Consider the following 25564-nt stretch of genomic DNA (forward strand, 5'->3'; position numbering starts at 1 on the left):
GGCGCGCGACATGGCGTACGAGGTCGAGAAGACGGACGAGCAGTGGCGCGCCGAGCTGACCCCGGCGGAGTACCAGGTGCTCCGCCGGGCGGGCACGGAGCCGGCCTTCCGCGGGGAGTACACGGACACCACCACGGAGGGCGTCTACTCCTGCCGCGCCTGCGGCGCCGAGCTGTTCCGGTCCACGGAGAAGTTCGCGAGCCACTGCGGCTGGCCGAGCTTCTACGACCCGAAGGACTCCGCCGCCGTCGAGCTGATCGACGACCGCTCGCACGGCATGGTCCGCACCGAGGTCCGCTGCGCCCGCTGCGGCTCGCACCTCGGACACGTCTTCGAGGGCGAGGGCTACCCCACGCCCACCGACCAGCGCTACTGCATCAACAGCATCTCCCTGCGTCTGGAGCCCGCGGAGGGCTGAGCCCGTGGGCCCCCGGTCCGGTACGGGCCGGGGTCAGCCCCTGGACAGGGAGCTCAGGCCCTTCTTGAGGTCGTCGTAGTTCATCACCGGGTGCATCTCGACCTCGGCCTCCATGTCGAGGAAGAGCTTCTCCGCGACGACGGGCATCTGCGAGGAGTCCTCCATGTCGAAGACGAGGATGCAGGTGCGTCCGCCGTCCATCGCGGTGAAGTAGGCGGCCTCGGGCTTGAGCTGGTCCATCAGCGCCTGGATCGCCTCGGGCATCGAGCCGTTCCTGATGGCCTCGTTCCCCGCGCGGGTGTCCATCCGGGCCCTGAGCAGAGTGCGCATGGCGTCTCACTCCCTCTGGTGCGACGCACCGCACCCGGCGCTCCGGCTCCGCGCACACTCAGGCGCGGATACGCCCTACTCCAGGGTCCCGCGGACGGTTTCCCGCCGCAACGCGGACCGTGCCCACGCCCTGTCTCAGCCGCGCAGCACGGCCGCCGACTCCGCCGGGAGCCGCAGCGACCGCGCGCCGCCGGTGACGGACAGCTCCACCGGGCGCCACGCCGCCAGCACCTCGGGCGGCCCGCCGTCCGGGCCGCCGAGCGGGACCTCGGCCGGGCCGCCCGTCGGGTTGACGGCGACGCACAGGCCGCCCCGGCGCACCACTGTCACCAGGTCCCCGGTGACCGTCACGTCGGTGTCCGAGAGCGGGCCGGCCGTGAGTCCCGGCGTGGCGCGGCGCAGCGCGATCAGCGTCCGGTGCCACTCCAGGAGCGCCCGGTGCGGCTCCCGGGTCGGCTCCGTCCAGTCCAGGCAGGAGCGCTCCCGGGTGGCGGGGTCCTGCGGGTCGGGAACGTCCTCGGCGGCCCAGCCGTGCGCCGCGAACTCCCGGCGCCGTCCGGTGCGTACGGCCTCCGCCAGGTCCGGGTCCGGGTGGTCGGTGAAGTACTGCCAGGGCGTGCGGGCACCCCACTCCTCGCCCATGAACAGCATCGGGGTGAACGGCCCGCACAGCACGAGCGCCGCCGCGCAGGCCAGCAGGCCGGGGGAGAGGCGGGCCGACAGCCGGTCGCCGACCGCGCGGTTGCCGATCTGGTCGTGGGTCTGGGCGTAGCCGAGCAGGCGGTGCGCGGGGGAGGCCGGGTCGAGGGGGCGGCCGTGGCGGCGGCCGCGGAACGAGGAGACGCCGCCGTCGTGGAAGAAGCCTCCCGCCAGCGTCTTGGCCAGGGCGTGCGCGGGATCGGCGGCGAAGTCGGCGTAGTAGCCCTGGGACTCGCCCGTCAGCGCGGTGTGCAGCGCGTGGTGGAAGTCGTCGTTCCACTGGGCGTGCAGGCCCTGGCCGCGGGCCTCGCGCGGCGCCGTCGTCGCCGGGTCGCCGAGGTCGGACTCGGCGATGAGGAACAGAGGCCGGCCCAGCCGCGCGGCCAGCGCGTCGACGGCTCCGGACAGCTCGGCCAGGAAGTGCTTGGGCCGGGTGTCGGCCAGCGCGTGCACCGCGTCCAGACGCAGCCCGTCGAGGCGGTAGTCCCGCAGCCAGGCCAGGGCGCTGCCGGTCAGGTAAGCGCGGACCTCGTCCGAGCCGGGCGCGTCCAGGTTGACCGCGGCCCCCCACGGTGTGTGGTGGGTGTCCGTGAAGTACGGGCCGAACGCGGGCAGGTGGTTGCCGGACGGGCCGAGGTGATTGTGCACCACGTCGAGGACCACGCCCAGACCCGCCGCGTGCGCCGCGTCCACGAACCGGACCAGCCCCGCCGGGCCGCCGTACGGCTCGTGCACGGCCCACGGGGCCACCCCGTCGTAGCCCCAGCCGTGCGTGCCCGGGAACGGGCACACCGGCATCAGCTCCACATGGGTGATCCCCAGCTCCGCCAGGTGCGGCAGCCGGCCGGCAGCCGCGTCGAAGGTGCCCTCGCGGGTGAACGTGCCGATGTGCAGCTCGTACAGGACCGCGCCCGCCAGCGGTGCCCAGGGCCGGTCCGTCCGCCAGACGAAGCGGTCCGGGTCGACGACGGCGGACAGCCCGTCCGGCCCGTCGGGCAGCCGGCGCGAGCGCGGGTCCGGCAGTACGGGGCCGCCGTCGAGGGCGAAGCCGTAGCGGGCGCCTTCCGCGGCGGGAGCGGTGCGGTGCCACCAGCCGGTGCGGGCCGGGTCCCGTGCCATGGGGTGCTCGTGGCCGTCCAGGGCCAGGGTGACGCGTTGCGCTTCCGGCGCCCACACCTCGAACAGCACGGTCCGGCCCCTCTCGACGACGGTTGCCGCTGCGCGGGGCTTTTTCCCCACCCCGCCCCTTCCCGAACCGGGGCTCCGCCCCGGACCCCGGTCCTCAAGCGCCGGACGGGCTGAAATCAGCCCGTCCGGCGCTTGAGGACACCACGCGTCAGCGCGGAAGGGGGCCCGGGGGCTCGCCCTCGGTTTCGGGAAGGGGCGGGGAGGGGACAAGGCCCCGCGCAGCGGCACACCGCACCCGCCGAGCCGCACCCCCGCCCCCACCGAGCCGCACACCCGACCGTCACCGCAACGGCCACCGAGGATCGATCACCGCCCCCACATCCCCCTTGCGCCGCAGCCACCCCTGGAACGACTCCGCCCACTCCCCGTACCACCGCTCCTGGTCCCGGTGCAGCTCCCACAGGTCCCGGCGCGCTATGTCCGGATACCGCTCGGCGACCGCGCGGGCGACCCGGACCGCCGCGAGGGCGTCCGCGCCCGCCTCGTGCGCGTCGTCCAGCACCACGCCGTACACCCCGCAGACCGCTTCCAGGGTGCGCTTGCCCTTGCGGTAGCGGTCGACGGCACGGTCGATCGTGTACGGGTCGACGACCGGCCCCGTCTCCCCTCCCGTGATGCCCGTCATGCCCGTCATGCCCGCCTCCGCCAGCCGCTCGCCCAGGGACGGCAGCCCGTACCGGCGCAGCTCCGCGGCCAGCAGCGACAGGTCGAAGCAGGCGTTGTACGCGACGACGGGCGCGCCCGTGGCCCAGTGCGCCGTGAGGGTCGCCGCTATCTCCTCGACCACCTCACGGGCCGGCCTGCCCAGCGCCGCGCGCTCGGTGGTGACGCCGTGGACGGCGGCGGCCTCGGCCGGGACGGGGACGCCCGGGTCGGCCAGCCACTCCCGGCGCCCGATGACCTCGCCGGCCTTGGTCTCGACGACGGCGGCCGTGACGACGCGCGCCTCGGTGGGGTCCGTGCCCGTCGTCTCCAGGTCGAATCCGATCAGCGACTCCTGATGCCACCCCATGGCGCTCCCCCTTCGTGGTGCTTCCCCCGACTGGTCCCCAGCGTCGCACGCCCCACTGACAACGTCCCATGGCCCGTCAGGCGCACCGGAGGCCCCGGGAGTCCGCGCCGACCGGCGCGCGGACGGCCCGGCGGTCCGGGCCGGCCGCCCCCGGAGCCCCTCCGGCCGGCTCAGGACACCGGCCGCGAGTCCACCCACACGCTCTCGAACTCCTCGCGGTAGGTCTCGAAGAGGCCGTGCGTGCCGTCGTCGGCGGACCGGTTGTCCCGCAGGACGTTGCCGCCGCCGCGGAGCACCAGCACGGGGGCCTCCATGCCCCGGGCCTTGCGGAGATAGGACTGGACGACGGCCAGGCCGTCCGAGCCGTCGCCGTTGACCAGATAGGCGGTGAAGCGCGGCGTCTCGTCGAAGACGCGGATCTCGAAGGCCGCGGTGTCCCGCAGCCGGTCCCGTACCCGCCGCATGTGCATGATGTTCATCTCGACGGACCGGCTCATCTCGCCCTTCTTGATCCCCAGTTCCCGCTCGCGCCGCCGCACGGCGCTGCTGGCGGGGTTGAGGAAGAGCAGCCGGGCCCGGCAGCCGGACTCGGCGAGGCGGACGAGCCGCCGCCCGGAGTAGTTCTGCACGAGGAGGTTCAGGCCTATGCCCACCGCGTCGAGGCGGCGGGCGCTGCCGAAGAGGTCCTCCACGGGCAGCTGCCGCTGGAGGCGCACCCGGTCGGGATGGACGCCCACCACATCGGCGTAGCGGTCGCCCACGAGGTCCTCGACCGCGTCGATGGGCAGCCGGTCGGCCGAGGGCGCGCCCGCGCCCGTGCCGCCGCCGAGGATGTTCAGCAGCCGGGCCGAGGCGCGCTCGGCCTGGGCGAGGACCGTCTCGGACAGCGCGCGGTTGCGGGAGACGACGTTACGCGTGACCTCCAGCTCGTCCAGCGCCAGCTCCAGCTCGCGGCGGTCGTCGAGGTACGGCTCGAAGCACGGCCAGTGCTGGACGAGCAGCTCGCGCAGCTGCGGCAGGGTGAGGAAGCTGAGGACGTTGTCGTCTGCCGGGTCGAGCAGATAGCCCTTGCGGCGGCTGACCTCCCGGACGGCGACGGCCCGCTGCACCCACTCCTGGCCGGCCGGGCCGGCCGCGGCGACCACCCATTCGTCCTCGCCGTGGACCGGTTCGTAGACCGGCCGCAGCACGGCGGCGACGACCGCCCGCAGCCGTTGTTCGACGAGATTCAGCCAGATGTAGGCACGCCCGGCCCGCCGCGCGCGGGTGCGTACCTCTCCCCACGCGTCGGCGTCCCAGTCCAGTGCCGCGCCGATCTCCATCGGCCGCGCCACGGAGACCGCGCCGGGTGGTGCGTCGGCCGAACCGTCTCCCCCGGGACAACTGTCTCCAGAGGGCAGCTCCAGCCCGCCCGAGCTCACCAGTGCACCGCCTTCCGCCCCCGTCCAACGATCAAGGCAGACTACTGCGCGGGCGGCGGCCCCTGCACCCGGACGCGAAGGGTCCTCCATCAACTCTCCCGTGCTTCGTAGGTGTTGTCCCGGGCCCGCGCGGCGGTAGTGAGCGGTTTCATAGCGGCAGGTCCACGACGGTTCCCCGGGCGGGTCGCTGACGGCCTGTCGGCGAGCCGGAGGGACCCGCCGCGCCGGGTGGGGCGGAACCGGCCGGTCAGCGGCCGGTACGGGCCGGTCACCCGGTCGGACGAGCCGAAGGGAGCCGTGGGTGCGCTCCTTTTGGGGAAGATCTGCCGAAAGGGCGGCTCGAGGGCTCCGGTTGGGCAAGGATGCCGGTTCGGTCCCGAGCACCCCCTACGACGAACGGGAAGAAGTCGACTCATGCAGGTCTGGCCGGGACAGGCGTACCCCCTCGGCGCCACCTACGACGGCGCCGGCACCAACTTCGCGGTCTTCTCCGAGGCCGCCGAGCGGATCGAGCTGTGCCTGCTGCACGACGACGGCTCGGAGACGGCGGTGGAGCTCCGCGAGAGCGACGCGTTCGTACGGCACGCCTATCTGCCGGGCGTCATGCCAGGTCAGCGCTACGGCTTCCGGGCACACGGCCCGTACGAGCCGGAGCGCGGGCAGCGCTGCAACTCCGCCAAGCTGCTGCTCGACCCGTACGCGCGTGCGGTGAGCGGGGAGGTCGACTGGGGCGAGGCCGTCTACGGCTACCACTTCGGGCGCCCGGAGAAGCGCAATGACATGGACTCGGCGCCGCACATGATGACGTCGGTGGTGGTCAATCCCTACTTCGACTGGGGTGACGACCGGCCGCCGCGGACGGACTACCACCGTACGGTCATCTACGAGGCCCATGTGAAGGGCCTGACGATGTGCCACCCGGCCCTGCCGGAGGAGATCCGGGGGACGTACGCGGCCCTGGCGCACCCGGCGGTCATCGAGCACCTGACCGAGCTGGGGGTGACGGCGATCGAGCTGATGCCGGTCCATCAGTTCGTGCACGACCACCGGCTGGTGGACGCGGGGATGGCCAACTACTGGGGCTACAACACCATCGGGTTCTTCGCCCCGCACAACGCCTACGCCTCCTGGGGCGACCGGGGTCAGCAGGTGCTGGAGTTCAAGTCGGCCGTGCGGGCGCTGCACGCGGCGGGCATCGAGGTCATTCTGGATGTGGTCTACAACCACACGGCGGAGGGCAGCCACCTGGGGCCGACGCTCTCCTTCCGGGGGCTGGACAACGCCTCGTACTACCGGCTCGCGGACGACCCGCGCTATTACATGGACACCACCGGCACCGGCAATTCCCTGCTGATGCGGAGCCCGCACGTACTCCAGCTGATCATGGACTCGCTGCGCTACTGGGTGACCGAGATGCGGGTGGACGGCTTCCGCTTCGATCTGGCGGCGACGCTGGCCCGGCAGTTCCACGAGGTGGACCGGCTGTCGTCGTTCTTCGACCTGGTACAGCAGGACCCGGTCGTCAGCCGGGTGAAGCTGATCGCCGAGCCGTGGGACGTCGGGGAGGGCGGCTATCAGGTGGGGAACTTTCCCCCCTTGTGGGCCGAATGGAACGGTAAATTTCGGGACACGTCCCGGGATCTGTGGCGGGGCGAGCCCGCGACCCTGGCCGAGTTCGGCTCCCGTCTGACCGGCTCCTCCGACCTCTACCAGGGCGACGGCAGGCGGCCCCTGGCCTCCATCAACTTCGTCACCTGCCACGACGGCTTCACCCTGCACGACCTCGTCTCGTACAACGACAAGCGCAACGAGGCCAACGGCGAGCAGAACCGCGACGGCGAGAGCCACAACCGCTCCTGGAACTGCGGGGCGGAGGGAGCGAGCGACGACCCCGGGGTGCTCGACCTCCGGGAGCGTCAGATGCGGAACTTCGTCGCCACCCTGATGGTGTCGCAGGGCGTGCCGATGCTCAGCCACGGCGACGAGTTCGCGCGCACCCAGCTCGGCAACAACAACGCCTACTGTCAGGACAACGAGATCTCCTGGGTGCGCTGGCCGCACCCCTCCGACGGCTCCTCCGCCCGCGCGCGCCGGATGCTCGAGTTCACCCGCGCCATGGTCTGGCTCCGCCGGGACCACCCCGTCTTCCGGCGCCGCCGCTTCTTCCACGGCCGCCCGGTGCAGGGCACGCACGACGAGCTCTCGGACATCGCGTGGTTCACCCATGAGGGTGAGGAGATGCGCGAGCGCGACTGGCACGCCTCGCACGCCAAGTCCCTCACGGTCTTCCTCAACGGCGGCGCGATCTCCGAGCCGGGCCCACGCGGCGAGCCGATCGTCGACGACTCGTTCCTGCTGATGTTCAACGCGCACGACGCCCCGCTGGACTTCGTGGTGCCCGTGGACCACGGCCGGCAGTGGCAGGTCGTGGTGGACACCGCCCGCCCGCACGGCGTGGAGACCGACGGGCCCAAGGTCCAGGCCGGCGACCGGCTGACGCTGACGGACCGCAGCCTGACGGTGTTGCAGCGCCCGGCGTAGTCCGCCGCGACAACGGCGCCCGTAGTGGGTACGTACGTTCCCATGACGCCCGACACCGCCGCGCCGCCGACCGCCACCTACCGGCTCCAGCTCCAGCCCGGCTTCCCCTTCCGGGCCGCCGAGCGGGCAGTGCCCCACCTCGCCGCCCTCGGGGTGTCGCACCTGCACCTCTCCCCCGTGCTGGAGGCCGTGCCGGGCTCCCGCCACGGCTACGACGTGACCGACCACTCGGCCGTAAGGGCGGAGCTGGGCGGCGAGGAGGGACTGCGGGCGCTGGCCCGGACCGCCCGGGCGCACGGGCTCGGCCTGATCCTCGACATCGTCCCCAACCACATGGCCGTGCCCGCGTCCGTGCGGCTCAACGGCCCTTTGTGGCGGGTGCTGCGCGACGGGCCGGCGTCCCCGTACGCCCGCTGGTTCGACATCGACTGGTCGGAGCACGGCGGGAAGGTGCTGCTGCCGGTGCTGGCCGGGCGGCTGGGCGACGAGCTGGCGCACTTCCGGGTGGAACACGGCACCACGGAAGGCGGCGGGAACGGCGGCGGTGACCGCGACGTGCTGCGCTACCGCGACCACGTCCTGCCGCTGCGACCCGGCTCCGAGCGGCTGCCGCTGCCCGAGCTGCTGGACGCCCAGTGGTACCGGCCGGCCTGGTGGCGGCTGGCCCGGACGGAGCTGAACTACCGCCGCTTCTTCACCGTCAACCAGCTGATCGCGGTCCGGGTCGAGGACCCCGAGGTCTTCGACGCCACCCACGCCAAGGTGGTCCAGCTGCTGCGCGAGGGCGTGCTCGACGGACTGCGCGTCGACCACCCCGACGGGCTCGCCGACCCGGCCGGCTACCTCCGCCGGCTCGCCGAGGCCACCGAGGGCCGCTGGACGGTGGTGGAGAAGATCCTCAGCGGCGACGAGCGGCTGCCCGCGGGCTGGCCGGTGGCCGGGACGACCGGCTACGACGCCCTGCGCCACCTCGACGGCCTGTTCGTCGACCCGGCGGGCGCCGCCGAGCTGGGCGCCCGCTACCGCGCCTTCACCGGCCTGCCGCCCGACCGGGGCGGCGACTGGCCCGCGACGCAGCGGCGCGCCGCGTACAAGGTGATCACCCATGAGCTCGCCGCCGAGGTCGAACGGCTGGTGCGCACCGCCGGACGGGTCTGCGAGACCTCGCTGCCGCTGCGCGACCACGCCCCCTGGGCGCTGCGCACCGCCCTGCGCGAGATCCTCGTCCGGCTGCCCGTCTACCGGCCCTACGCGGTACCGGGGAAGCCGGTCACGCCCGTGGACGCCACACTGCTGGACCAGGCGGCGCAGGGGGCGCGTGCGGCCTTCGCCGTGCCGGAGGAGGCCCTGGTGGTCGAGACCGTCCGGGACGCCGCCCTGGGCCGCCTGGGGGCCGGGCCGGAGCACCGGGACTTCTGCGCCCGGTTCGCCCAGACCGCGTCCGCGCTGCGCGCCAAGTCCGTGGAGGACACCGCCTTCTACCGGCACGCGCCCCTGCTTTCGGCCACGGAGGTCGGCGGCGTCCCGGACCGCCCGTCGGTGGCGCCCGCCGACTTCCACGCCTACTGCGCCCGGATCCAGCGCGACTGGCCGGCCACCGGCACGGTCCTGTCCACCCACGACACCAAGCGCAGCGCCGACCTGAGGGCCCGGATCGCCGCGCTGAGCGAATTCCCGCACCGGTGGGGCGAGCTGATGGACCGGGTGGCGGACGGCTCGGCGGACGGCGGGGTGCCCGGGGACGCCGCGCCGGACCGGCACGTGGCGTGGCTGGCCTGGCAGAGCGTCTTCGGGCTCGGCACCCCCGACCCGGAACGGCTGGCCCCGGCCCTGCTGAAGAGCGTCCGGGAGGCCGGGCTGCGCACCACGTGGACCGAGCCGGACGCCGCGTACGAGGCGGCGGTGGAGGCGTACGCGCACGCGGGGCCGTGCGGCCCGGCCCACGCGGAGCTCGGGCCGCTGGAGGAGGCCCTGGCCCCGGCGGTACGGGCCAACACGCTGGGCGCGGCGCTGCTGCACCTGACCATGCCGGGCGTGCCGGAGGTGTACATGGGCACCGAGCGCCTGCGCACCGCCCTGGTCGACCCCGACAACCGGCGGGTGCCCGACTTCCCCGGCGCCGGGGACACCGGCCTGTCCGCCGAGAAGCTGCGGCTGACGGGGACCGCGCTGCGGCTGCGCCGGGCGCACCCCGAGTGGTTCGGCGCCGACGGCTCGTACACCCCGCTGACCGCCCTCGGCCCGGCGGCCGGGCACTGCGTGGCCTTCGTCCGGTCCGGGGCGGCCGTCTCCGTCGCGACGCGGCTGCGCGGGCGGCTCGCGGAGGCGGGCGGCTGGCGGGGGACGGCCCTGGAGCTGCCGGGCGGCGGCCGCTGGCGGGAGCTGCTGACGGACCGTGCCGTGACGGGACGGGTGGGGCTGGCGGAGCTGCTGGACGGCTGGCCGGTGGCGCTGCTGGTACGCGACTGACGGGTGGCACTGCCGGTGCGCGACCGACCGGTGGCGCTGCCCGTCCGTGACCGACCGGTGGCGCTGCCGGTGCGCGGCTGACCGGCCGGCTACGGAAAGGCCAGCTCCTGGCAGAGGCCGGCGAAGGCGGCCGTGGTGCCGGTGAGCTCGACGCGGGAGAAGGCCGTCTGCTCGCGGCACCAGGGCGGGTCGGTGGGGAGGACGACGGCGCCGGGCACGTCGCGGGCCATGTGCACGGGGGCGGCGACGAGCCCCAGCCCGGCGACGGCCATCCGCACGGCCGTGGAGGAGTGCTCGGTCCACACGGCCGTGCGGGGCGCGAAGCCGCCCTGGGCGCAGACCCAGTCGAGCCAGCGCCGCCCCTGGATCACCGGTTCGAGGGCGCAGCGCACCCACGCGCGGTCGGCGAGGGAGGCCACCGACACGGGTCCGGGCCGGGCGGCGAGGGGGTCGTCGGCGTGGGTGATCAGGGCGATGTGCTCCATGCCGAGGGAGACGACGGGGCCGGGCCAGCCGTCGGGGCGGGGGCCGATCGCGAGGTCGGCGATGCCGCGCTCCATGTGGTCGCGGAGCTCCTCGGTGGTCGCGTACTCGTGGAGGTGGAGCCGTACGGCGGGGTGGGCGTCTCGCCAGCGGGCGAAGACCGGGGGCATGACGCCGACCGCGAGGGCGTGCAGCGAGGCGATGCGCAGCTCGCCGCCGGCGGCGCCGGCGGCGGCCTTGGCGGCGCGCCGGGCCTGTTCGGCGCTGCGCACCGCGAGTTCGGCGTGCGGCAGGTAGGCGCGGCCCATGGGGGTGAGGCCGATGCCCCGGGGGCGCCGCTCCAGCAGCGGGCCGCCTACCTCCCGCTCCAGGGCCTTGATCTGGTGGGAGAGGGCGGACTGGGTGACGTTGAGCGCCTCGGCGGCGCGGGTGAAGGACTCCTCCTCGACCACCGCGACGAGGTACTCCATCTGCCGCAGGCTCATGCGTCCTCCCTGGCGGGCCCCGTGAAGAGGGCTCACGAAGAGCCCCTCATGGCTCATGAAGAGGCTTCATCGAATCGATCGAAACATTGCGTTGGACTCATAATCCCTGACGGCGCAGGGTGGAGCCATGGCTGAAACACGTGAGCACGCGACGGATGTCCTCGTCATCGGCGGCGGTACCGGGGGCTACAGCACCGCACTGCGGGCCGCCGCCCTCGGACTCGACGTCGTCCTCGCGGAGCGCGATCTGGTCGGCGGGACCTGTCTGCACCGGGGCTGCATCCCGAGCAAGGCGATGCTGCACGCGGCGGAGCTGGTCGACGGCATCGCGGAGGCGCGCGAGCGCTGGGGCGTCAAGGCGACGCTGGACTCCGTCGACTGGTCCGCGCTCACCGCGACCCGCGACGACATCGTCTCCCGCAACCACCGCGGCGTGGAGGGGCACCTCGCGCACGCCGGGGTGCGGGTGGTGCGGGGTTCGGCGTCGCTGACGGGGCCCCGGACGGTGCGGATCGACTCCGGCGCCGAGGCGGGCGCGGTGTGGACGGCCCGGCGCGGCGTCGTGCTGGCCACGGGCTCGCGGCCGCGTACGCTGCCCGGCCTGGAGCCCGACGGCTCGCGGATCGTGACCAGCGACGACGCCCTGTTCGCGCCGGGGTTGCCGGGCTCGGTGCTGGTGCTGGGCGGCGGCGCGATCGGTGTGGAGTACGCCTCGCTGCACCGGTCCATGGGGGCCGAGGTGACGCTGGTGGAGGCGGCCGACCGGCTGCTGCCGCTGGAGGACGCCGACGTCAGCAGGCATCTGACGCGGGGTCTGAAGAAGCGTGGTGTCGACGTTCGCGTGGGCGCCCGGCTGGAGGGCGCCGAGGTGCTGGAGGACGGGGTGCGGGCGACGGTCCGCGACGCCCGCGGCGAGCTCCGTACCGTGGTGGCGGAGCGGCTGCTGGTCGCCGTGGGGCGGGTGCCGGTCACCGACGGGCTGGGCCTGGCGGCGGCCGGGCTGGCCACGGACGCGCGGGGCTTCGTCGCCCCGGCCGACTGGTCGCGCCTGGAGACGTCCGTACCGGGCGTCCATGTGGTGGGCGACCTGCTGCCGCCGCCGTCCCTGGGGCTGGCCCACGCCTCCTTCGCCGAGGGCCTGCTGGTCGCCGAGACCCTGGCGGGCGGCTCGCCCCGGCCGGTGGACTACGCGGCCGTCCCGCGCGTCACCTACTCCAGCCCGCAGACCGCGTCCGTCGGCCTGTCCGAGTCCGAGGCCCGCGAGCGGGGGCACGAGGTCGAGGTGAACTCGATGCCGCTGACGGCCGTGGCGAAGGGCATGGTGCACGGTCAGGGCGGTGTGGTGAAGGTGGTCGCGGAGCGGGGTGACGGTGGCGGCCGGGTGCTGGGCGTGCATCTGGTGGGCCCGCACGTCTCGGAGATGATCGCGGAGAGCCAGCTGATCGTGGGGTGGGACGCGGAGGCGGGGGATGTGGCGCAGCATGTGCACGCGCATCCGACGTTGTCGGAGGCGGTGGGGGAGGCGTTCTTGTCGTTGGCGGGGCGGGGGTTGCACCAGCAGGGGTGACGGGGCGGGGTCGCGGTGGGTGCGGGGTGGTGGCCGCTGCGCGGGGCCTTGTCCCGCCCAGCCCCTAGGCCCCCGGCCGCGCTGCCGCGCGGGGTTCTCAAGCGCCGGACGGGCTGAAAATCAGCTCGTCCGGCGATCGAGACCACCTCAGACCGTCTCCGCCGCCGCCCCCACCCCCAGCGCGACCAGCACCCCACCCGTCACCCGTTCCAGATTCCGGTTCACCCGGGGCCGCCGCAGCCACGAGACCATCCGCGCCGCGCAGACCGCCACCAGCACCATCCACGCCGCCGCCACGACCGCGTCGACGACCCCGAACAGCAGCGTCGTGCCGAACGGCGAGCCGTCCTCCGGCAGGAACTGCGGGACGACGGCGACGAAGAAGACGCCCACCTTGGGGTTGAGCAGGCAGCTCAGCAGCCCCTGACGGAACGCCTCGGGCGCGCCGGGCGCCCGGCCCGCCGGTGCCGGTTCCTCCTCCGCGGCCATGCGGACGGCGGCGGCGCCACGTCGCGGCCGGTGGGCCCACAGGGCCTGGGCTCCCAGGAGGACGAGGTACGCGGCGCCCACGAGCCGTACGACGGTGAAGGCCGTGTCCCAGCGCTGGAGCGCCGCCGCCAGGCCGAAGGCCGCCGCGACGCCCCAGGCGAGGGAGCCGACCGCCGCGCCGAGGGCCGTGGCCGTGCCCGTACGGCGGCCGCCGCGCAGGCAGTTGCGGAGGACGAGCAGGGTGTCGGGTCCGGGCGCCATGGCCACCAGGAGGGAGAAGAGGGCGAAGCCGAGTATCGCGGCCGTCACGGTGAACTCCTGTCATACGGGATACGAAAGGGGCTGACCGGGCCGACTGTAACCGGAGGGGAACGCGGCGAGGCCGGCCGTCGCGCCCCGTGGGGGTGGGGCGCGGCGACCGGCCGGACGGCCCTTCCGGCCGTGTGTGTCGGGATGCGACGGACGCGTCGGAGCCGTGGGCTCCGCTGCTCGTCGGCTACGTCTCGTCCAGGGCTACTTGACGACCTTCAGCAGCTTGTTGGGCGTGCCCGCGCTGGGGTTGGAGATCTTGTCCGGGGTGGCGCCCTGGACGAGGGCGGCCGCGACCTGGTCGGGGGTCGCGTCCTTGTGACCGCTCAGGTAGACCGCGGCGGCACCCACGACGTGCGGGGTGGCCATGGACGTACCGGAGATCGTCTTGGTGCCGGTGTCGCTGTCGTTCCAGTCGGAGGTGATCTCCGAGCCGGGGGCGTAGAGATCGACCGAGGCGCCGAAGTTGGAGAAGTCGGACTGCTGGTCGCTCTCGGTGCTGGAGGCGACCGTGATGGCCTCCTTCACCCGGGCCGGGGAGCCCTTGCCCGCGTCGGTGGACTCGTTGCCCGCCGCGACGGCGAAGGTGACGCCGGAGGCGATGGCCTTCTGCACGGCCGCGTCCAGTGCCTCGTCCGCGCCGCCGCCGAGGCTCATATTGGCGACGGAGGGGCCCTTGTGGTTCTTGGTGACCCAGTCGATGCCCGCGACGACCTGCTCGGTGGAGCCGGAGCCGTTGGCGTCGAGCACCCGGACGGCCACGATCTTCGCCTTCTTGGCGACGCCGTGCGCGGTTCCGGCGATGGTGCCGGCCACGTGGGTGCCGTGGCCGTTGCCGTCGTCGGCGTTGTCGTCGCCGTCGACCGCGTCGAAGCCGGACGTGGCGCGGCCGCCGAAGTCCTTGTGGCTGACGCGGACGCCGGTGTCGATGACGTACGCGGTCACGCCCTCGCCGGCGCCGTCCGGGTAGTCGTACTTGCCGTCGCCCTTGGTGTCGGCCTGGTCGATGCGGTCCAGCCCCCAGGAGGGTGGGGCCTCCTGGGTGGCGTTGATGCTGAAGGTGTGGTTCTGGACGACCTTGGCGACCGACGGGTCGGCGGCGAGCCGCTTGGCCTCGGTGGAGTCGAGGCCGCTGGCCGAGAAGCCGTGGACGGCCGAGTCGTAGCTGCGGTTGAGCTTGCCGCCGTAGCGGGCGGCGAGGTCCTTCTTGTCCTGCGAGGACGCGACCGCGTGGGCGCCCTTGGCGCTCGCGCCGTCCTTCAGCAGGACGATGTAGCTGCCGTCGATCGCGCCCTTGGCGTCCGTGCCGTAGACGGTTCCCTCGGCGGGAGCGGCGCCGGCCGGCAGGGCGAGCAGGGTGGCCCCTGCGGTGACGGCCGCCGCGGCGGATATCGCCAGTACGAGCCGTCGCTTTCCGGCGCGCTTGTGTGATGCCATGACGAGGTTCCTCCTCGTGCGGATGTGGGGGGGAATTGCGCGTTTCGCAACGCACCCGGAGCAACGGAAGCTCTTGCTCCGGGTGTTCGAAACCCTGTCAGGGTTGACGCGCTCAATTCAACATCCGCACGCAGGTGTGACATACGCAACGTGTTTGCGTATCTTCAAACCCCTTGGAACGGCGGCAAATTGGACAGTTCACTTGACGCGGGCTGTCACGTTTTACTTGAAAGAAACAGTAATAACTTCCTTTGCGGGCAGGCGGTTTCATTGCTGATGCAACATCAGCCCCTTATCGGGACCGCCCGAGCCAGCTCCGTCTCGACGAGGTCCGCCGCGCGCGGCGTGCCGCCCTCGGCCGCCAGCTCCGCCTTCAGCCGCGCCGACCGGCGGGCCACCTCGGGGTCGTCCACCAGCGAGAGCACGGCCTCCCGCAGGGTCCGGGCGTCGGCCCGCTCCGCCGGGACGTGCCGGCCGACCCCCAGTTCCTCCAGCAGCGCGGCGTTGGTGAACTGGTCGACGGCCTGCGGCACGGCGACCATCGGCACGCCGCAGGCGAGCCCCTCCTGTGAGCCACCCATGCCCGCGTGCGTGATGAAGGCGTCCGCCTGCTCCAGGACGGACAGCTGCGGCACCCACGAACGGACCTCGACATTGGCGGGCACCGGCCCGAGCTCGGCCGGGTCGACGTGCTTGCCTATCTGGAGGACGACGTGCCAGCCGGGCAGGTCGCCGAAGGCGGTCAGGCACTCGCGGTAGAAGCCGGGCTGCTTGGTGTACGTGGAGCCCAGTGAGATCAGCAGGACCCGCTCCGCGTCCGCGGGCCGCTCCCAGACGCCCTGGTGCGAACGGTCGCCGCGGCAGGGCCCGGTGAAGGTGGTGCGGACCTCGTCGACGCGGTCGGCGTGCGGCTGCATGGCGCGCGGGATGAGGGCCAGGCAGCGGTCGGGGAGGCCGATGAACAGGTCGGGGTGGATGTCCATGCCGTGGTCGGCGAGCCAGCCGGTGAAGCGCTCGTAGTAGGCGATGCCGCGCGGGGTCCGCTTGATGGGGTCGAGCATCGCGTTCCCGACCTCCTCCTCGTACCCGTTCCAGGCGACCAGGTTCGGGCAGAGCTGGACGATCGGTACGTCCCAGAGGTGGGCCAGCACCCGCGCCGGATAGGCGGTGATGTCGTAGAGCACCATGTCCGGCTCGTCGCCCTCGTACGCCGCGGCGAGCTGTGGCAGCACCTGGATCGCGTCGTCGAGGAACAGCTCGAAGTGGTCGATGAGCTCGCTTCCCCAGGCGTCCGGGTCCGCGTCGGTCGGCAGGGTCGAGGTGTAGATCACCGGTTCGGCGCCGGTGCCGGCGATCAGCTCCGCGAAGGACTCGGGGATGGCGTAGGTGACGCGGTGGCCACGGGCGACGAGCTCGCGGACCACCTCCAGGCTGGGGTTCACATGCCCGTGGGCGGCGATGCTGAACATGGCGATATGGGCAGGCTGCGGGTGGTTCATGGCCCCGACATTAAGCGAGACGATACGTATCGTGCAATCTCATTTCCGGGCCCCGGCCGCCGTCCCCGTCCGACGGGAGGGGAGACTGGGGGCGACCGGCTCGAAGGCAAGTGAGGTACGAACGTGGTGGACGCAGCGGACGCGAAGGACGTGCCCTTCACGGAGCGCCGGGCGCGGGAGCTCCTCGCCGCGGCGGTGCCCGAGGTCTCCGCGGCGGACGCGACGCTCCTCGCCCTCGGCGAGAACGCCGTCTTCGCCGAGGGCGGCCTGGTGGTGAAGGTGGGCCGGGACGCCGCCCTGCGGGAGCGCGCCGCCCATGAGCTGCGCGTCGCGGGCTGGCTGGCCGGGCTGGGCGTCCCGGCCGTACGGGCGGCCGAGCCCGTGGTCCGGGAGGCCGGCGGGCACCCGGTGACGCTCTGGCACCGGCTCGCCGGGGCCGCCCGTCCGGCCGGCACTCGGGATCTCGCCGCGGTGCTGCGGCTGGTCCACGAACTGCCCCGGCCGGACTTCGCGCTGCCCCGGCGTGAGCTGCTCGGCGGCGTCGAGCGGTGGCTGCGGCTGGCGGGCGACGCCGTCGACCCCGCCGACGCCGCGTATCTGCGCGAGCGCCGCGACGGCTTCGCGGCGGCCGCCGCCGCGCTGACCCCGCGCCTCGCCCCCGGCCCGATCCACGGCGACGCCTCGACGCGGAACGTGCACGTCGGACCGGACGGGCCGGTCCTGGTCGACCTGGAGACCTTCTCCGGCGACCTGCGCGAACACGACCTGGTGGTGCTCGCCCTCAGCCGCGACCGGTACGGCCTGGACCCGCGGGCGTACGACGAATTCGTCGCGGCCTACGGCTGGGACGTCCGGGAGTGGGACGGCTGCGCGGTCCTGCGCGGGGCCCGGGAGACGGCGAGCTGCGCGTGGGTCGCCCAGCACGCCCCCGGCAACCCGGCGGCCCTCGCCGAGTTCGGCCGTAGGGTCGCGTCCCTGCGCGAGGGTGACCCGGCGGTCCGCTGGCACGCGTTCTGAGCGCGGGACGCCCCCGCGTCGGCGGACCGGACCCAAAAGGGGGCCCGGCCCGCCGGGACCCCGGTCCGGGCGGTCAGTGCGCGGTGCGCGTCGACCAGATGGCCTGGCTGCCGTCGTAGATGACGACGTTGCCGTCGTCCTGGACGGCCAGGCGTGAGCCCGGGTGACCGGCGGTCTTGGAGTCCCAGACCGCGCGGCCGCTGCGGGTGTAGACGACGAAGTTGCCGTCCGTCTGGAACTGGGCCGTCCAGCCCTGACCGACCGTCCTGGACGCCCAGCGGGCCCGGTTGAACTCGTCGTAGACGACCAGGTTGCCGTCGGACTGCATGACGAGCCGGGCCGTGTCGGAGCTGACCGACTCGCCGGGGTTGAGGGCGAACGGCGCGTAGAGCGTCTGGGACGCCTGGGTCCCCGGCGTCACCGTCGTGTTCGCGGCGGCGGGGGAGGCGTGGTCCGAGGGAGCGGCGCTCGCCTGTCCGGCGAGCGTCATGGCGGCGAGTGCGGCGGTCGCGAGGAGCGTGGTGGCTCTCTTGCCCACGGGAGAACTCCTTGTGTCAGGTAGTTCGCGCACGGGTGCCCGGGTCGGGCACCGCACCCGGACTCTGGCATCCGGGTGCCGTGCCGAAGGAGCCACTTCCACCCCGGTGACGCGTTCGCATCACTCTTTGACCTGATATTGCAGGCGTCAACTTCCGTGCTCCGTACCGGATCAGGCGGGCCCCTCCGGCTCGGTGGCGCAGGTGAAGGAGGACCTCGGCCCGTCGAGGGTGGCGTCCATGCGGGCGGCCTGGCCCTGGGTGAACATGAACATCGCGGCGTCCTCGGTGTAGTCCATGAAATTCATGAACATGTCGCCGTCGGGAGCGTTGCCGCAGCTGACGACCGGGAAGACGGGGGTGCCGAAGTTGGGCCCGCCCTGGTTGGGGGTGTCGGCCACATGGTCGGTGCCGCTGCATCCGGTGCCGTCGTCGCCCCAGATGTGGAAGAGGTTGAGCCAGTGCCCGACCTCGTGGGTGGCGGTGCGCCCGAGGTCGTAGGGGGCGGTGGCGGTGCCCGTCGTGCCGAACGCCGAGTGCAGCATCACCACCCCGTCCGTCGCGGGCGGGCCGCCGGGGAACTGCGCGTAGCCCAGGAGGCCCCGGCGCAGTACGCACGTCCACATGTTCAGGTAGCGGTCGGCGGGCCAGGCGTCGTGGCCGCCCCGGGCCGTGAACTTCACGGCGTCGTCGGTGCCGAAGCCCACCGTCGTGGTGCGGGTCCGGGTGATGCCGGTGGTGGGGCGGCCGGCGGGGTCACGGGTGGCGAGCGCGAACTCGATCCTGCTGTCGGCGGTGAGCGGCTGCCACACGGCCGGGGTCCGGGCGACGTCCGGGTTGCGCTTGCGGTAGTCGCGGTTGAGGACGTCGATCTGGCTGCGGATCTGCGCGTCGCCGATGTTCTCCGCGTCGGTGCGGTGGACGACGTGGACGACGACGGGGATCCGGGTCACCCCGGCGCGGGCCGTGGCCTCGTCGCCCCGCTCGTAGGCGAAGGCGCGGTTCTCCACCTCCACGCGGGCGGTGGCGTACTCGGGCTGTTCGTCGAGCAGCCGACGGTGGACCTCCATGGTCCCGCAGAGCAGACTCTCGGGGGACCTGCCCGCACGCGTGGTCTCCTGGTTCTCGGTCACGCCGGACCTCCTCGCATGGCCGCGTGGCGCGGCTGTGGTGGGGGAAGTCGGGCCCGATACCGATTACCGTAGCCCCCATTCGGCCAGGTAAGTGATGGGCATCACACAATCCGGGGGCAAGTGCCAGAGGCTCTTCCGCTTCTTGGTGTCCTCGGCGACGGCAGAGGCGGATGGGGCATGAACGAGCGCATCGGGACCGAGCCACCCACCGGTCTCCTCCAGCACTGGGTGCACTCCTTCGAGGAGGATTCGCCCGGTGCGACGGTCTACCGCCCGGACGGGTTCGCCTTCCCGCCGGCGCGGGGGAGGAGGGGGATGGAGTTCGCCGAGGGCGGTGTGTTCGTCGACCATCCCCTCGGGAGGGGGGACGCCCCGGATTCCGTACGCGGGCGCTGGCGGATGTCGGGCGAGGCACGGGTGTCGGTGTCGTTCCCGGGGACGGGCCGGGCCGGGCGGGAACTGGTGATCCTCGCGTGCGACGAGAAGGTGCTGCGCGTCGCCGTCGCGTGAGGTGACGCGGCGGGGCCGGACGCCGTCGTGAGGGGGCATGGCATCCCCCACGGCTCGCCTAGCGTGCGGCGAGCCGCTCCAGCAGGGCGGCGCTCCGTGCCAGCAGCGCCCGCTCCTCGTCCGTGAGTTCGGCCTCGATGGCCTGCGCGAGCCAGCCGGCCCTGCGGCCGCGCTCCGCTTCGAGCGCGGCCCGGCCCGCGTCCGACAGCTCGACCAGCGACTTGCGGCCGTCCGTGGGGTGCGCCCGGCGCGTGATCAGGTCCTGTTCCATGAGCAGCCCCACCGCCCGGGCCATCGACTGGGGGCGTACGCGCTGATCGGTGGCGAGGTCGCTGGTGGTCATGGCGCCGTTGCGGTCGAGCGCGCCGAGCACGGCGGCCTGGCCCAGCGGAATGCTGTCCTCGTGTTTGACGCGCCGGAGGAGCCTGCCCATCGCGGTGCGCAGTTCGGCGGCGATGGCGGCGGCTTCCGAGGTGGGCATAGGGCACTTTACCCCGTTGGTCGGCAAAGCTGGTCAGCAAAGCTGTGCACCTGACCTGCGCAGCATTGCTGTACAGCAATGCTGTTCAGCAAAACTGCGCAGCATTGCTGTATGGTTTGTCCTGTCGGGCTCAGCGCCAGCGTTGTCGCAGCCGGGGCCACGGCACACGACAACGGGAAGGACCTCCCATGTCCGCACATACGGCCGGAACCGTCGACGCCACCATCGAGACCGTCACCGCCCGCCGGATCATCGACAGCCGGGGCAACCCCACGGTCGAGGTCGACGTCGTCCTGACGGACGGATCCCTGGGGCGCGCGGCCGTCCCCTCCGGCGCCTCCACCGGCGCCCGGGAAGCCGTGGAACTGCGCGACGGAGACCCCGCGCGCTGGCACGGCAAGGGCGTCGACCGCGCGGTGGCCCACGTCAACGGGGAGATCGCGGCGTCCGTACGGGGCCGGGACGCGTCGGACCAGGCGGGTCTCGACGCCGCGCTGGTCGCCCTCGACGGCACCGCCACCAAGTCCCGGCTCGGCGCCAACGCGATCCTCGGCGTCTCCCTCGCCGCCGCCAAGGCCGCCGCGGCGGCCCACCGGCAGCCCCTCTACCGCTACCTCGGCGGCGCCGACGCCCGCCTCCTGCCGCTGCCGATGATGAACATCGTCAACGGCGGCGCCCACGCCGACAACCCACTGGACTTCCAGGAGTTCATGATCGTGCCCATGGGCGCGGACACCTTCGCCGAAGCCGTCCGCATGGGCAGCGAGGTCTTCCACACCCTGCGCCGCGACCTGCTGGCCGCCGGACACTCCACGGGCGTCGGCGACGAGGGCGGCTTCGCCCCCGCGCTGCGTACCGCCGAGGAGGCGCTCGACTTCGTGGTGTCCGCCGTCGAGCGCACCGGCTACCGCCCCGGCACGGACATCGGCCTGGTCATGGACCCGGCGTCCTCGGAGTTCTTCCGCGACGGCGTGTACGACTACGTCGGCGAGGGCGTGCGCCGCACCCCCTCCGAGAACGCCGACTACCTGGCCCGGCTCATCGACGCCTACCCGGTCGTCTCGATCGAGGACCCGATGGCGGAGAACGACCTGGACGGCTGGCGCGAGCTGACCGCCCGCGTCGGCGACCGCTGCCAGCTCACCGGCGACGATGTGTTCTGCACCGACGAGACGCTGCTGCGCGAGGGCATCCGCACCGGCGTCGGCAACTCGGTCCTGGTCAAGGTCAATCAGATCGGAACCCTGACCGAGGCGCTGGCCACGGTGGCCACGGCCCACCAGGCCGGCTGGACGGCGGTCATGTCGCACCGCTCGGGCGAGACGGAGGACACCACCATCGCGGATCTGGCGGTCGCGACCGGCTGCGGCCAGATCAAGACCGGCTCGCTCTCCCGCTCCGACCGCACGGCGAAGTACAACCAGCTGATCCGGATCGAGGAGGAACTGGGCGACTCGGCGCGCTTCGCGGGCCGCTCCGCGCTGCGCCGGGCGTGAACAGCGGGCAGGGGCGGTGACCACGCGGGCCCCCGATCACGAATCGGGGGCCCGCTCTCGTGCCGGGGAGGCACATCCGGCCCTCAGACGCCGGACGGGCCCGGTCTTCCGGCCCGTCCGGCGGTCGAGGACAGTTCGGGAAGAGGCCGGGCGGGGAACACCACCCCCGCCGCCTCCTCGTACCGCCGCACCACGAGCCGCCCCACCTCCGGTGCCGCCCCCAGCACCCCCGCCAGCACATCCGCCCCCGCCGCCCCCCGCGCGATACGGTCCGGCAGCCGTCCCGGGGCCAGGACGTACGGCGCCACCACCACCCGCCGCACCCCCTCCGCCCGCAGCGCCCGCACGGCGTCCTCCGTGCGGGGCGGACGGGCGGAGGCGAACGCGGGACGGACGGCGCGCCAGCCGGCCGTGTGCCGCCACTCCCGGGCGAAAGCGGCGAACTCCTCGGCCGCCGCCGGGTCGGAGGAGCCCGCCGAGGCCAGCACCACCCCCGTGCCCTCCCGGTCGGCCGGGCCCACCCCGGCCTCGTACAGCCGCCGTTCGAGCGCGGCCGTCAGCAGGGGCGACGGCCCCAGCACCGCCGCCCGCCGGATCCGCAGCCCGGGCAGCCGGGCCCCCGCCTCGCGCAGCACCGACGGCAGGTCCACCTTGGCGTGGAACGCCCGGCCGAGCAGCAGCGGCAGCGCCACCACCTCCCGCACCCCGTCCGCGGCCAGCCGCTCCAGGGCCCGCGGCACGCCCGGCGCGCAGAAGTCCAGATAGGCCAGCTCGGTACGGAGCCCCGGCCGCAGCACCGTCACCACCGCGCGGAGCGCCTCCATCGTCGCCGCGTGGCGGGGGTCCCGGCTGCCGTGCGCGACGAGCAGGAGAGCCACCGTCCCGCCCCTTACCGGCCGCCGGCCGCCGCCAGCCCTCGGACGCGCAGCACACGGCGCTCCAGCGGGCTGAAGACGATCAGGTCGATGGCGATGCCGACGAACAGGATGAGGATGATGCCGAGCAGCACCCCGGGCATGTCGGAGTCGGTGCGCGCGTTCTCCAGGAACTGCCCCAGCCCCAGCCCCAGATCGGGGGAGGAGGCGATGAGCTCGGCGGCCATCAGGGACCGCCAGGAGAACGCCCAGCCCTGCTTGAGCCCCGCGATGTAGCCGGGCAGGGCGGCCGGCAGCAGGATGTGCCAGGCGCCGCGCGCCCCGGTGGCGCCCATGGTGCGCCCGGCCCGCAGATAGAGCGGCGGCACATGGTCGATGCCGGACACCAGGCCGTTGGCGATCGAGGGCACGGCGCCCAGCAGGATCACCGCGTACATCGCCGAGTCCGTGATGCCCAGCCAGATCACCGCGGCGGGCACCCAGGCGACGGACGGCAGCGACTGGAGGCCGGAGAGGATCGGGCCCAGGGCCGCCCGGACGAACCGCACCCGGGCGACCAGCAGGCCGAGCGGTGTGCCGATCGCGAGGGCGGCGAGGAAGCCGAGCAGACCGCGCGAGACGCTGGTCCAGATGATGTCCAGCAGGGTGCCCTGGACCCACAGTTCGGTAAGGCTGTCCCAGACCGCCGACGGGTCGGGCAGCTTGTAGTCGTCCGTGACCCCGGCCAGGACCAGGACCTTCCAGACGGCGACCACGAGGAGCACCGCCAGCACCGGCGGCAGCACCTTGTGCAGCAGGACTTGGGTGAACGGGGTGCGTTTGATCTGCACGGAGTCCAGGGCGTCGAGCCCGGCCTCCAGGCCGGCCAGGTCCTGGGACTCCGCGGGCGGGCGGGGCGCGGGGGCCTCAGTGCTGGCCATGGCGGCGGATCTCCTTGCGCAGTTCCTCGGTGATCTCCACGGACAGGTCCGCGACGGCCGCGTCCTCGATGCGACGCGGCTGGGGTATGTCCACCGCCCACTCGCGGGCCACCCGGCCCGGCCGGGAGGACAGCAGCACCACCCGCTCGGCGAGCCGCACCGCCTCCCGCACGTTGTGGGTGACGAACAGCACCGACAGCCGGGTCTCGGACCAGATCCGGGTCAGCTCGTGGTGCAGCACGTCCCGGGTGATGGCGTCGAGCGCGGCGAACGGCTCGTCCATCAGCAGCAGCCTGCTGTCCTGCGCCAGCGCGCGGGCCAGCGCGACCCGCTGCCGCATCCCGCCGGACAGCTCGTGCACCCGCTTGCCGTACGCGCCGCCGAGCCGTACGAGCTCCAGCAGCCGCTCCGCCTCGGGGCGGCGGGCGGCGCGCGGCACCCCGCGCAGCCGCAGGGCCAGTTCGACGTTGCGGCCCGCGGTCAGCCACGGGAACAGGGCGTGCTCCTGGAACATCAGGGCCGGGCGCCCGCCGGGCACCTCGATGGTGCCGGCGGTCGGCCGGTCCAGACCCGCGACCAGGTTCAGCAGCGTCGACTTGCCGCAACCGGAGGCGCCGAGCAGGCAGACGAACTCACCGGGGCGGACGGAGAGGGTGATGTCGTCGAGGACGGGCTGGGCCGCGCCGGGACGGCCGAAGCTCTTGTGGACGTGGTCGATCCGGACGGCGGCGGGCGCGTCGTCCGCGACCTCGGCCGGGCCGGCCTTGTCGGTGGTCAGTGCCGGGGACATCCGGTCACCTCCTGGGTGTCGTTCGAGAGGTGTCGCTGATCACTGCTTGCCGAGACCGGCGGCGTCGGCCGGCTTGCCGCCCTCGGCCTTGAGGACCTTGTTGAGCGCGGTCAGGTCGTAGATGCCCGACAGGTCCGGCTTCTCCAGGAGTCCCGCCTGGACGGCGTGGGCCGCCTCCTCGTCCAGGGTCTTCGCCAGCGGGTCGTCGGTGACCTCGATGCTCTTCCAGGCCGGGTCGAGGATCCCGGCGGGGAGCTCCTTGCCGGACAGCTTCTTCAGCGCGGCGTTGGCGGACGCCTTGGCCTTGTCCGGGTTGTCCTTGATCCAGGCGTTGGTCCGCACGGAGCCCCGCAGCACGGCCTCGACCACGTCCGGGTGCGCGTCGAGGAACTTCTGCGACACGATCACATTGGTGATCACGAACTTCTTGTCCGGCCACAGCGTGGCCTCGTCCAGCAGGACCTTCCCGCCCTGGGAGACCAGCTTGGACGCGGTGGGCTCGGGTACCCACGCGCCGTCGACCGAACCCGCCTTGAAGGCGTCGGGCGTCACCTTGTTGTCCGTACGGACCACGGAGACATCGCCCTTGCCGCTCTGCGGGTCGACCTTCCAGCCCTTCGTCGCGATCCAGTTGAGGAACGCCACGTCCTGGGTGTTGCCCTTCTGAGGTGTGGCGATCCGCTTGCCCTTGACGTCGTCGAGCGAGGAGATCTTCTTGGGGTCGACGACCAGCTTCACACCGCCGGAGGCCGAGCCGGAGATGATCCGCAGGCTCTTGCCCTTGGATTTCACATAGCCGTTGATGGCGGGCGACGGGCCGATCCAGCCGATGTCGATCGAACCGGCGTTGAGCGCCTCGATCTCGGACGGGCCCGCGTTGAAGGTCGTGGACCGGAGCTTGGTCCCGCCCAGCTCCTTCTGGATCAGCCCCTCCTGCTCGCCGACCAGCGGGGTGGCGTGGGTGATGTTGGGGAAGTAGCCGATGCGGACGGTGTCGGCGGAGAGCTTGGCGCCCTTCGCCGCGTTCGCGGTCCGGTCCTCCTTCTTCTCCGAGCCGTAGCCGCAGGCGCCGAGCGCGCCGATCAGCAAGGGGAGGGCGGCGGCGGCCGCCAGGGCACGACGAACTGCGACAGACACGAGGGGCGTTCCTCTCGAACGGTCCGGGGCGGTGCGTGCGCGCACGGCGGCCCGGTGGCGGTGCGGTGGCTCGGGGACGGATGGCGAGGCGTCGCGGTCAGCGACAACAACACGTCATGGTCATCAGAAGTCCCAGCCTTCGTCGTCGGCCCCGGCGGCCGCGGGGGCCACCGGGGAGAACGCCGCCAGGGCGTCGCCCGCCATGCCGGCGGTGAGGGTGGTGCCGTCGGCGGGGTCGATGAGGAGGAAGGCGCCGGTGCGGCGCGAGCGGTCGTACGGGTCGAGGGCGAGGGGTTCGGCGGTGCGGAGGGTGACCCGGCCG

Annotated in this window: 23 protein-coding genes; 7 read left to right on the forward strand and 16 right to left on the reverse strand. The window is 73.3% G+C overall.

Annotated elements, in window-relative coordinates; all coding sequences use genetic code 11:
* The first annotated feature begins 10 nt into the window (after positions 1–10).
* The gene (gene msrB / locus LUZ64_RS17630; RefSeq protein ID WP_095585158.1) at positions 11–418 is read left to right on the forward strand and encodes a peptide-methionine (R)-S-oxide reductase MsrB; all 408 of its coding nucleotides are present in this window, start codon (positions 11–13) and stop codon (positions 416–418) included.
* A 33-nt stretch (positions 419–451) separates the two neighbouring features.
* On the opposite strand, the gene LUZ64_RS17635 is transcribed toward msrB, so the two are convergent.
* From LUZ64_RS17635 to LUZ64_RS17650, 4 genes are all read right to left on the reverse strand, one after another.
* Positions 452–748, reverse strand: coding sequence for a hypothetical protein (locus LUZ64_RS17635; RefSeq protein ID WP_095585159.1), 297 nt, complete (start codon positions 746–748; stop codon positions 452–454).
* 135 nt (positions 749–883) lie between these two features.
* A complete protein-coding gene (gene treZ / locus LUZ64_RS17640; protein ID WP_372471951.1) occupies positions 884–2755 on the reverse strand; it encodes a malto-oligosyltrehalose trehalohydrolase in 1872 nt (623 codons plus the stop codon).
* A gap of 160 nt (positions 2756–2915) precedes the next feature.
* Positions 2916–3647 (reverse strand): 3'-5' exonuclease, encoded by a 732-nt coding sequence (locus LUZ64_RS17645; RefSeq protein WP_095579034.1) that lies wholly within the window; start codon positions 3645–3647, stop codon positions 2916–2918.
* Between the two features lie 170 nt (positions 3648–3817).
* Positions 3818–5068 carry a DUF5919 domain-containing protein gene (locus LUZ64_RS17650; RefSeq protein WP_095579033.1) on the reverse strand — a complete coding sequence of 417 codons (1251 nt, stop codon included), beginning with the start codon at positions 5066–5068 and terminating at the stop codon, positions 3818–3820.
* 414 nt (positions 5069–5482) lie between these two features.
* On the opposite strand from LUZ64_RS17650, the gene glgX reads away from it, so the two are divergent.
* Positions 5483–7609, forward strand: a complete 2127-nt coding sequence (glgX, locus tag LUZ64_RS17655; RefSeq protein WP_095579032.1) for a glycogen debranching protein GlgX — start codon at positions 5483–5485, stop codon at positions 7607–7609.
* A gap of 42 nt (positions 7610–7651) precedes the next feature.
* Positions 7652–10078, forward strand: coding sequence for a malto-oligosyltrehalose synthase (gene treY / locus LUZ64_RS17660; protein WP_095579031.1), 2427 nt, complete (start codon positions 7652–7654; stop codon positions 10076–10078).
* Positions 10079–10167: 89 nt separating this feature from the next.
* Here treY and LUZ64_RS17665 read toward each other — a convergent pair whose 3' ends face one another.
* Complete coding sequence (locus LUZ64_RS17665; protein ID WP_095579030.1) at positions 10168–11046, reverse strand: LysR family transcriptional regulator; 879 nt, start codon at positions 11044–11046, stop codon at positions 10168–10170.
* A gap of 127 nt (positions 11047–11173) precedes the next feature.
* On the opposite strand from LUZ64_RS17665, the gene lpdA reads away from it, so the two are divergent.
* Positions 11174–12613 (forward strand): dihydrolipoyl dehydrogenase, encoded by a 1440-nt coding sequence (gene lpdA / locus LUZ64_RS17670; RefSeq protein ID WP_232389808.1) that lies wholly within the window; start codon positions 11174–11176, stop codon positions 12611–12613.
* Between the two features lie 147 nt (positions 12614–12760).
* On the opposite strand, the gene LUZ64_RS17680 is transcribed toward lpdA, so the two are convergent.
* From LUZ64_RS17680 to LUZ64_RS17690, 3 genes are all read right to left on the reverse strand, one after another.
* On the reverse strand, positions 12761–13411 hold the full coding sequence (locus LUZ64_RS17680; protein WP_308251407.1) for a LysE family translocator: 651 nt from the start codon (positions 13409–13411) through the stop codon (positions 12761–12763).
* A gap of 204 nt (positions 13412–13615) precedes the next feature.
* Entirely contained in the window at positions 13616–14848 is a 1233-nt protein-coding gene (locus tag LUZ64_RS17685; RefSeq protein WP_095580124.1) for a S8 family peptidase, read from the reverse strand.
* Between the two features lie 284 nt (positions 14849–15132).
* Positions 15133–16347, reverse strand: a complete 1215-nt coding sequence (locus LUZ64_RS17690) for a macrolide family glycosyltransferase (RefSeq protein WP_232389807.1) — start codon at positions 16345–16347, stop codon at positions 15133–15135.
* A 126-nt stretch (positions 16348–16473) separates the two neighbouring features.
* On the opposite strand from LUZ64_RS17690, the gene LUZ64_RS17695 reads away from it, so the two are divergent.
* Positions 16474–17364: a phosphotransferase enzyme family protein gene (locus LUZ64_RS17695; protein WP_267897164.1), complete on the forward strand. Its 891-nt coding sequence runs from the start codon at positions 16474–16476 to the stop codon at positions 17362–17364.
* Positions 17365–17437: 73 nt separating this feature from the next.
* Here the strand turns inward: LUZ64_RS17695 and LUZ64_RS17700 are convergent, their stop codons facing one another.
* Together LUZ64_RS17700 and LUZ64_RS17705 are read right to left on the reverse strand one after the other, a co-directional pair.
* Positions 17438–17902 carry a lectin gene (locus tag LUZ64_RS17700; protein WP_095580127.1) on the reverse strand — a complete coding sequence of 155 codons (465 nt, stop codon included), beginning with the start codon at positions 17900–17902 and terminating at the stop codon, positions 17438–17440.
* A 171-nt stretch (positions 17903–18073) separates the two neighbouring features.
* Entirely contained in the window at positions 18074–19033 is a 960-nt protein-coding gene (locus LUZ64_RS17705) for a zinc metalloprotease (RefSeq protein ID WP_232389805.1), read from the reverse strand.
* 177 nt (positions 19034–19210) lie between these two features.
* Here LUZ64_RS17705 and LUZ64_RS17710 point away from each other — a divergent pair, with 177 nt between their 5' ends.
* Entirely contained in the window at positions 19211–19543 is a 333-nt protein-coding gene (locus LUZ64_RS17710) for a hypothetical protein (protein WP_095580129.1), read from the forward strand.
* A 58-nt stretch (positions 19544–19601) separates the two neighbouring features.
* On the opposite strand, the gene LUZ64_RS17715 is transcribed toward LUZ64_RS17710, so the two are convergent.
* On the reverse strand, positions 19602–20024 hold the full coding sequence (locus LUZ64_RS17715) for a MarR family winged helix-turn-helix transcriptional regulator (RefSeq protein ID WP_095580131.1): 423 nt from the start codon (positions 20022–20024) through the stop codon (positions 19602–19604).
* A 188-nt stretch (positions 20025–20212) separates the two neighbouring features.
* Here LUZ64_RS17715 and eno point away from each other — a divergent pair, with 188 nt between their 5' ends.
* Positions 20213–21520, forward strand: a complete 1308-nt coding sequence (gene eno, locus LUZ64_RS17720; protein ID WP_095580133.1) for a phosphopyruvate hydratase — start codon at positions 20213–20215, stop codon at positions 21518–21520.
* Positions 21521–21603: 83 nt separating this feature from the next.
* Here eno and LUZ64_RS17725 read toward each other — a convergent pair whose 3' ends face one another.
* From LUZ64_RS17725 to LUZ64_RS17745, 5 genes are all read right to left on the reverse strand, one after another.
* Entirely contained in the window at positions 21604–22398 is a 795-nt protein-coding gene (locus tag LUZ64_RS17725; protein WP_308251406.1) for a sirohydrochlorin chelatase, read from the reverse strand.
* Between the two features lie 11 nt (positions 22399–22409).
* Complete coding sequence (locus tag LUZ64_RS17730; RefSeq protein WP_095584456.1) at positions 22410–23315, reverse strand: ABC transporter permease; 906 nt, start codon at positions 23313–23315, stop codon at positions 22410–22412.
* Positions 23302–24105, reverse strand: coding sequence for an ABC transporter ATP-binding protein (locus LUZ64_RS17735; RefSeq protein WP_095584455.1), 804 nt, complete (start codon positions 24103–24105; stop codon positions 23302–23304). Before LUZ64_RS17735 ends, LUZ64_RS17730 begins: the two co-directional genes overlap by 14 nt.
* 39 nt (positions 24106–24144) lie before the next feature.
* Positions 24145–25242: an aliphatic sulfonate ABC transporter substrate-binding protein gene (locus tag LUZ64_RS17740; RefSeq protein WP_095584454.1), complete on the reverse strand. Its 1098-nt coding sequence runs from the start codon at positions 25240–25242 to the stop codon at positions 24145–24147.
* Between the two features lie 123 nt (positions 25243–25365).
* Positions 25366–25564, reverse strand: a 199-nt coding sequence (locus LUZ64_RS17745; RefSeq protein ID WP_420877591.1) for an elongation factor 1-alpha C-terminal domain-related protein, incomplete at its 5' end; no start/stop codon positions are given.

Source organism: Streptomyces albireticuli, from assembly GCF_021228125.1.
Taxonomy (GTDB): Bacteria; Actinomycetota; Actinomycetes; order Streptomycetales; family Streptomycetaceae; genus Streptomyces; species Streptomyces albireticuli.

Bases quoted from the DNA above. Each gene is read 5' to 3' on its own strand.
- LUZ64_RS17685 (WP_095580124.1), bottom strand. From the start codon at position 14,848: ATGGCATCACACAAGCGCGCCGGAAAGCGACGGCTCGTACTGGCGATA.
- glgX (WP_095579032.1), top strand. From the start codon at position 5,483: ATGCAGGTCTGGCCGGGACAGGCGTACCCCCTCGGCGCCACCTACGAC.
- treY (WP_095579031.1), top strand. From the start codon at position 7,652: ATGACGCCCGACACCGCCGCGCCGCCGACCGCCACCTACCGGCTCCAG.
- LUZ64_RS17665 (WP_095579030.1), bottom strand. From the start codon at position 11,046: ATGAGCCTGCGGCAGATGGAGTACCTCGTCGCGGTGGTCGAGGAGGAG.
- LUZ64_RS17715 (WP_095580131.1), bottom strand. From the start codon at position 20,024: ATGCCCACCTCGGAAGCCGCCGCCATCGCCGCCGAACTGCGCACCGCG.
- eno (WP_095580133.1), top strand. From the start codon at position 20,213: ATGTCCGCACATACGGCCGGAACCGTCGACGCCACCATCGAGACCGTC.
- LUZ64_RS17690 (WP_232389807.1), bottom strand. From the start codon at position 16,347: ATGAACCACCCGCAGCCTGCCCATATCGCCATGTTCAGCATCGCCGCC.
- LUZ64_RS17730 (WP_095584456.1), bottom strand. From the start codon at position 23,315: ATGGCCAGCACTGAGGCCCCCGCGCCCCGCCCGCCCGCGGAGTCCCAG.
- msrB (WP_095585158.1), top strand. From the start codon at position 11: ATGGCGTACGAGGTCGAGAAGACGGACGAGCAGTGGCGCGCCGAGCTG.
- LUZ64_RS17645 (WP_095579034.1), bottom strand. From the start codon at position 3,647: ATGGGGTGGCATCAGGAGTCGCTGATCGGATTCGACCTGGAGACGACG.
- LUZ64_RS17710 (WP_095580129.1), top strand. From the start codon at position 19,211: ATGAACGAGCGCATCGGGACCGAGCCACCCACCGGTCTCCTCCAGCAC.
- lpdA (WP_232389808.1), top strand. From the start codon at position 11,174: ATGGCTGAAACACGTGAGCACGCGACGGATGTCCTCGTCATCGGCGGC.
- LUZ64_RS17735 (WP_095584455.1), bottom strand. From the start codon at position 24,105: ATGTCCCCGGCACTGACCACCGACAAGGCCGGCCCGGCCGAGGTCGCG.
- LUZ64_RS17635 (WP_095585159.1), bottom strand. From the start codon at position 748: ATGCGCACTCTGCTCAGGGCCCGGATGGACACCCGCGCGGGGAACGAG.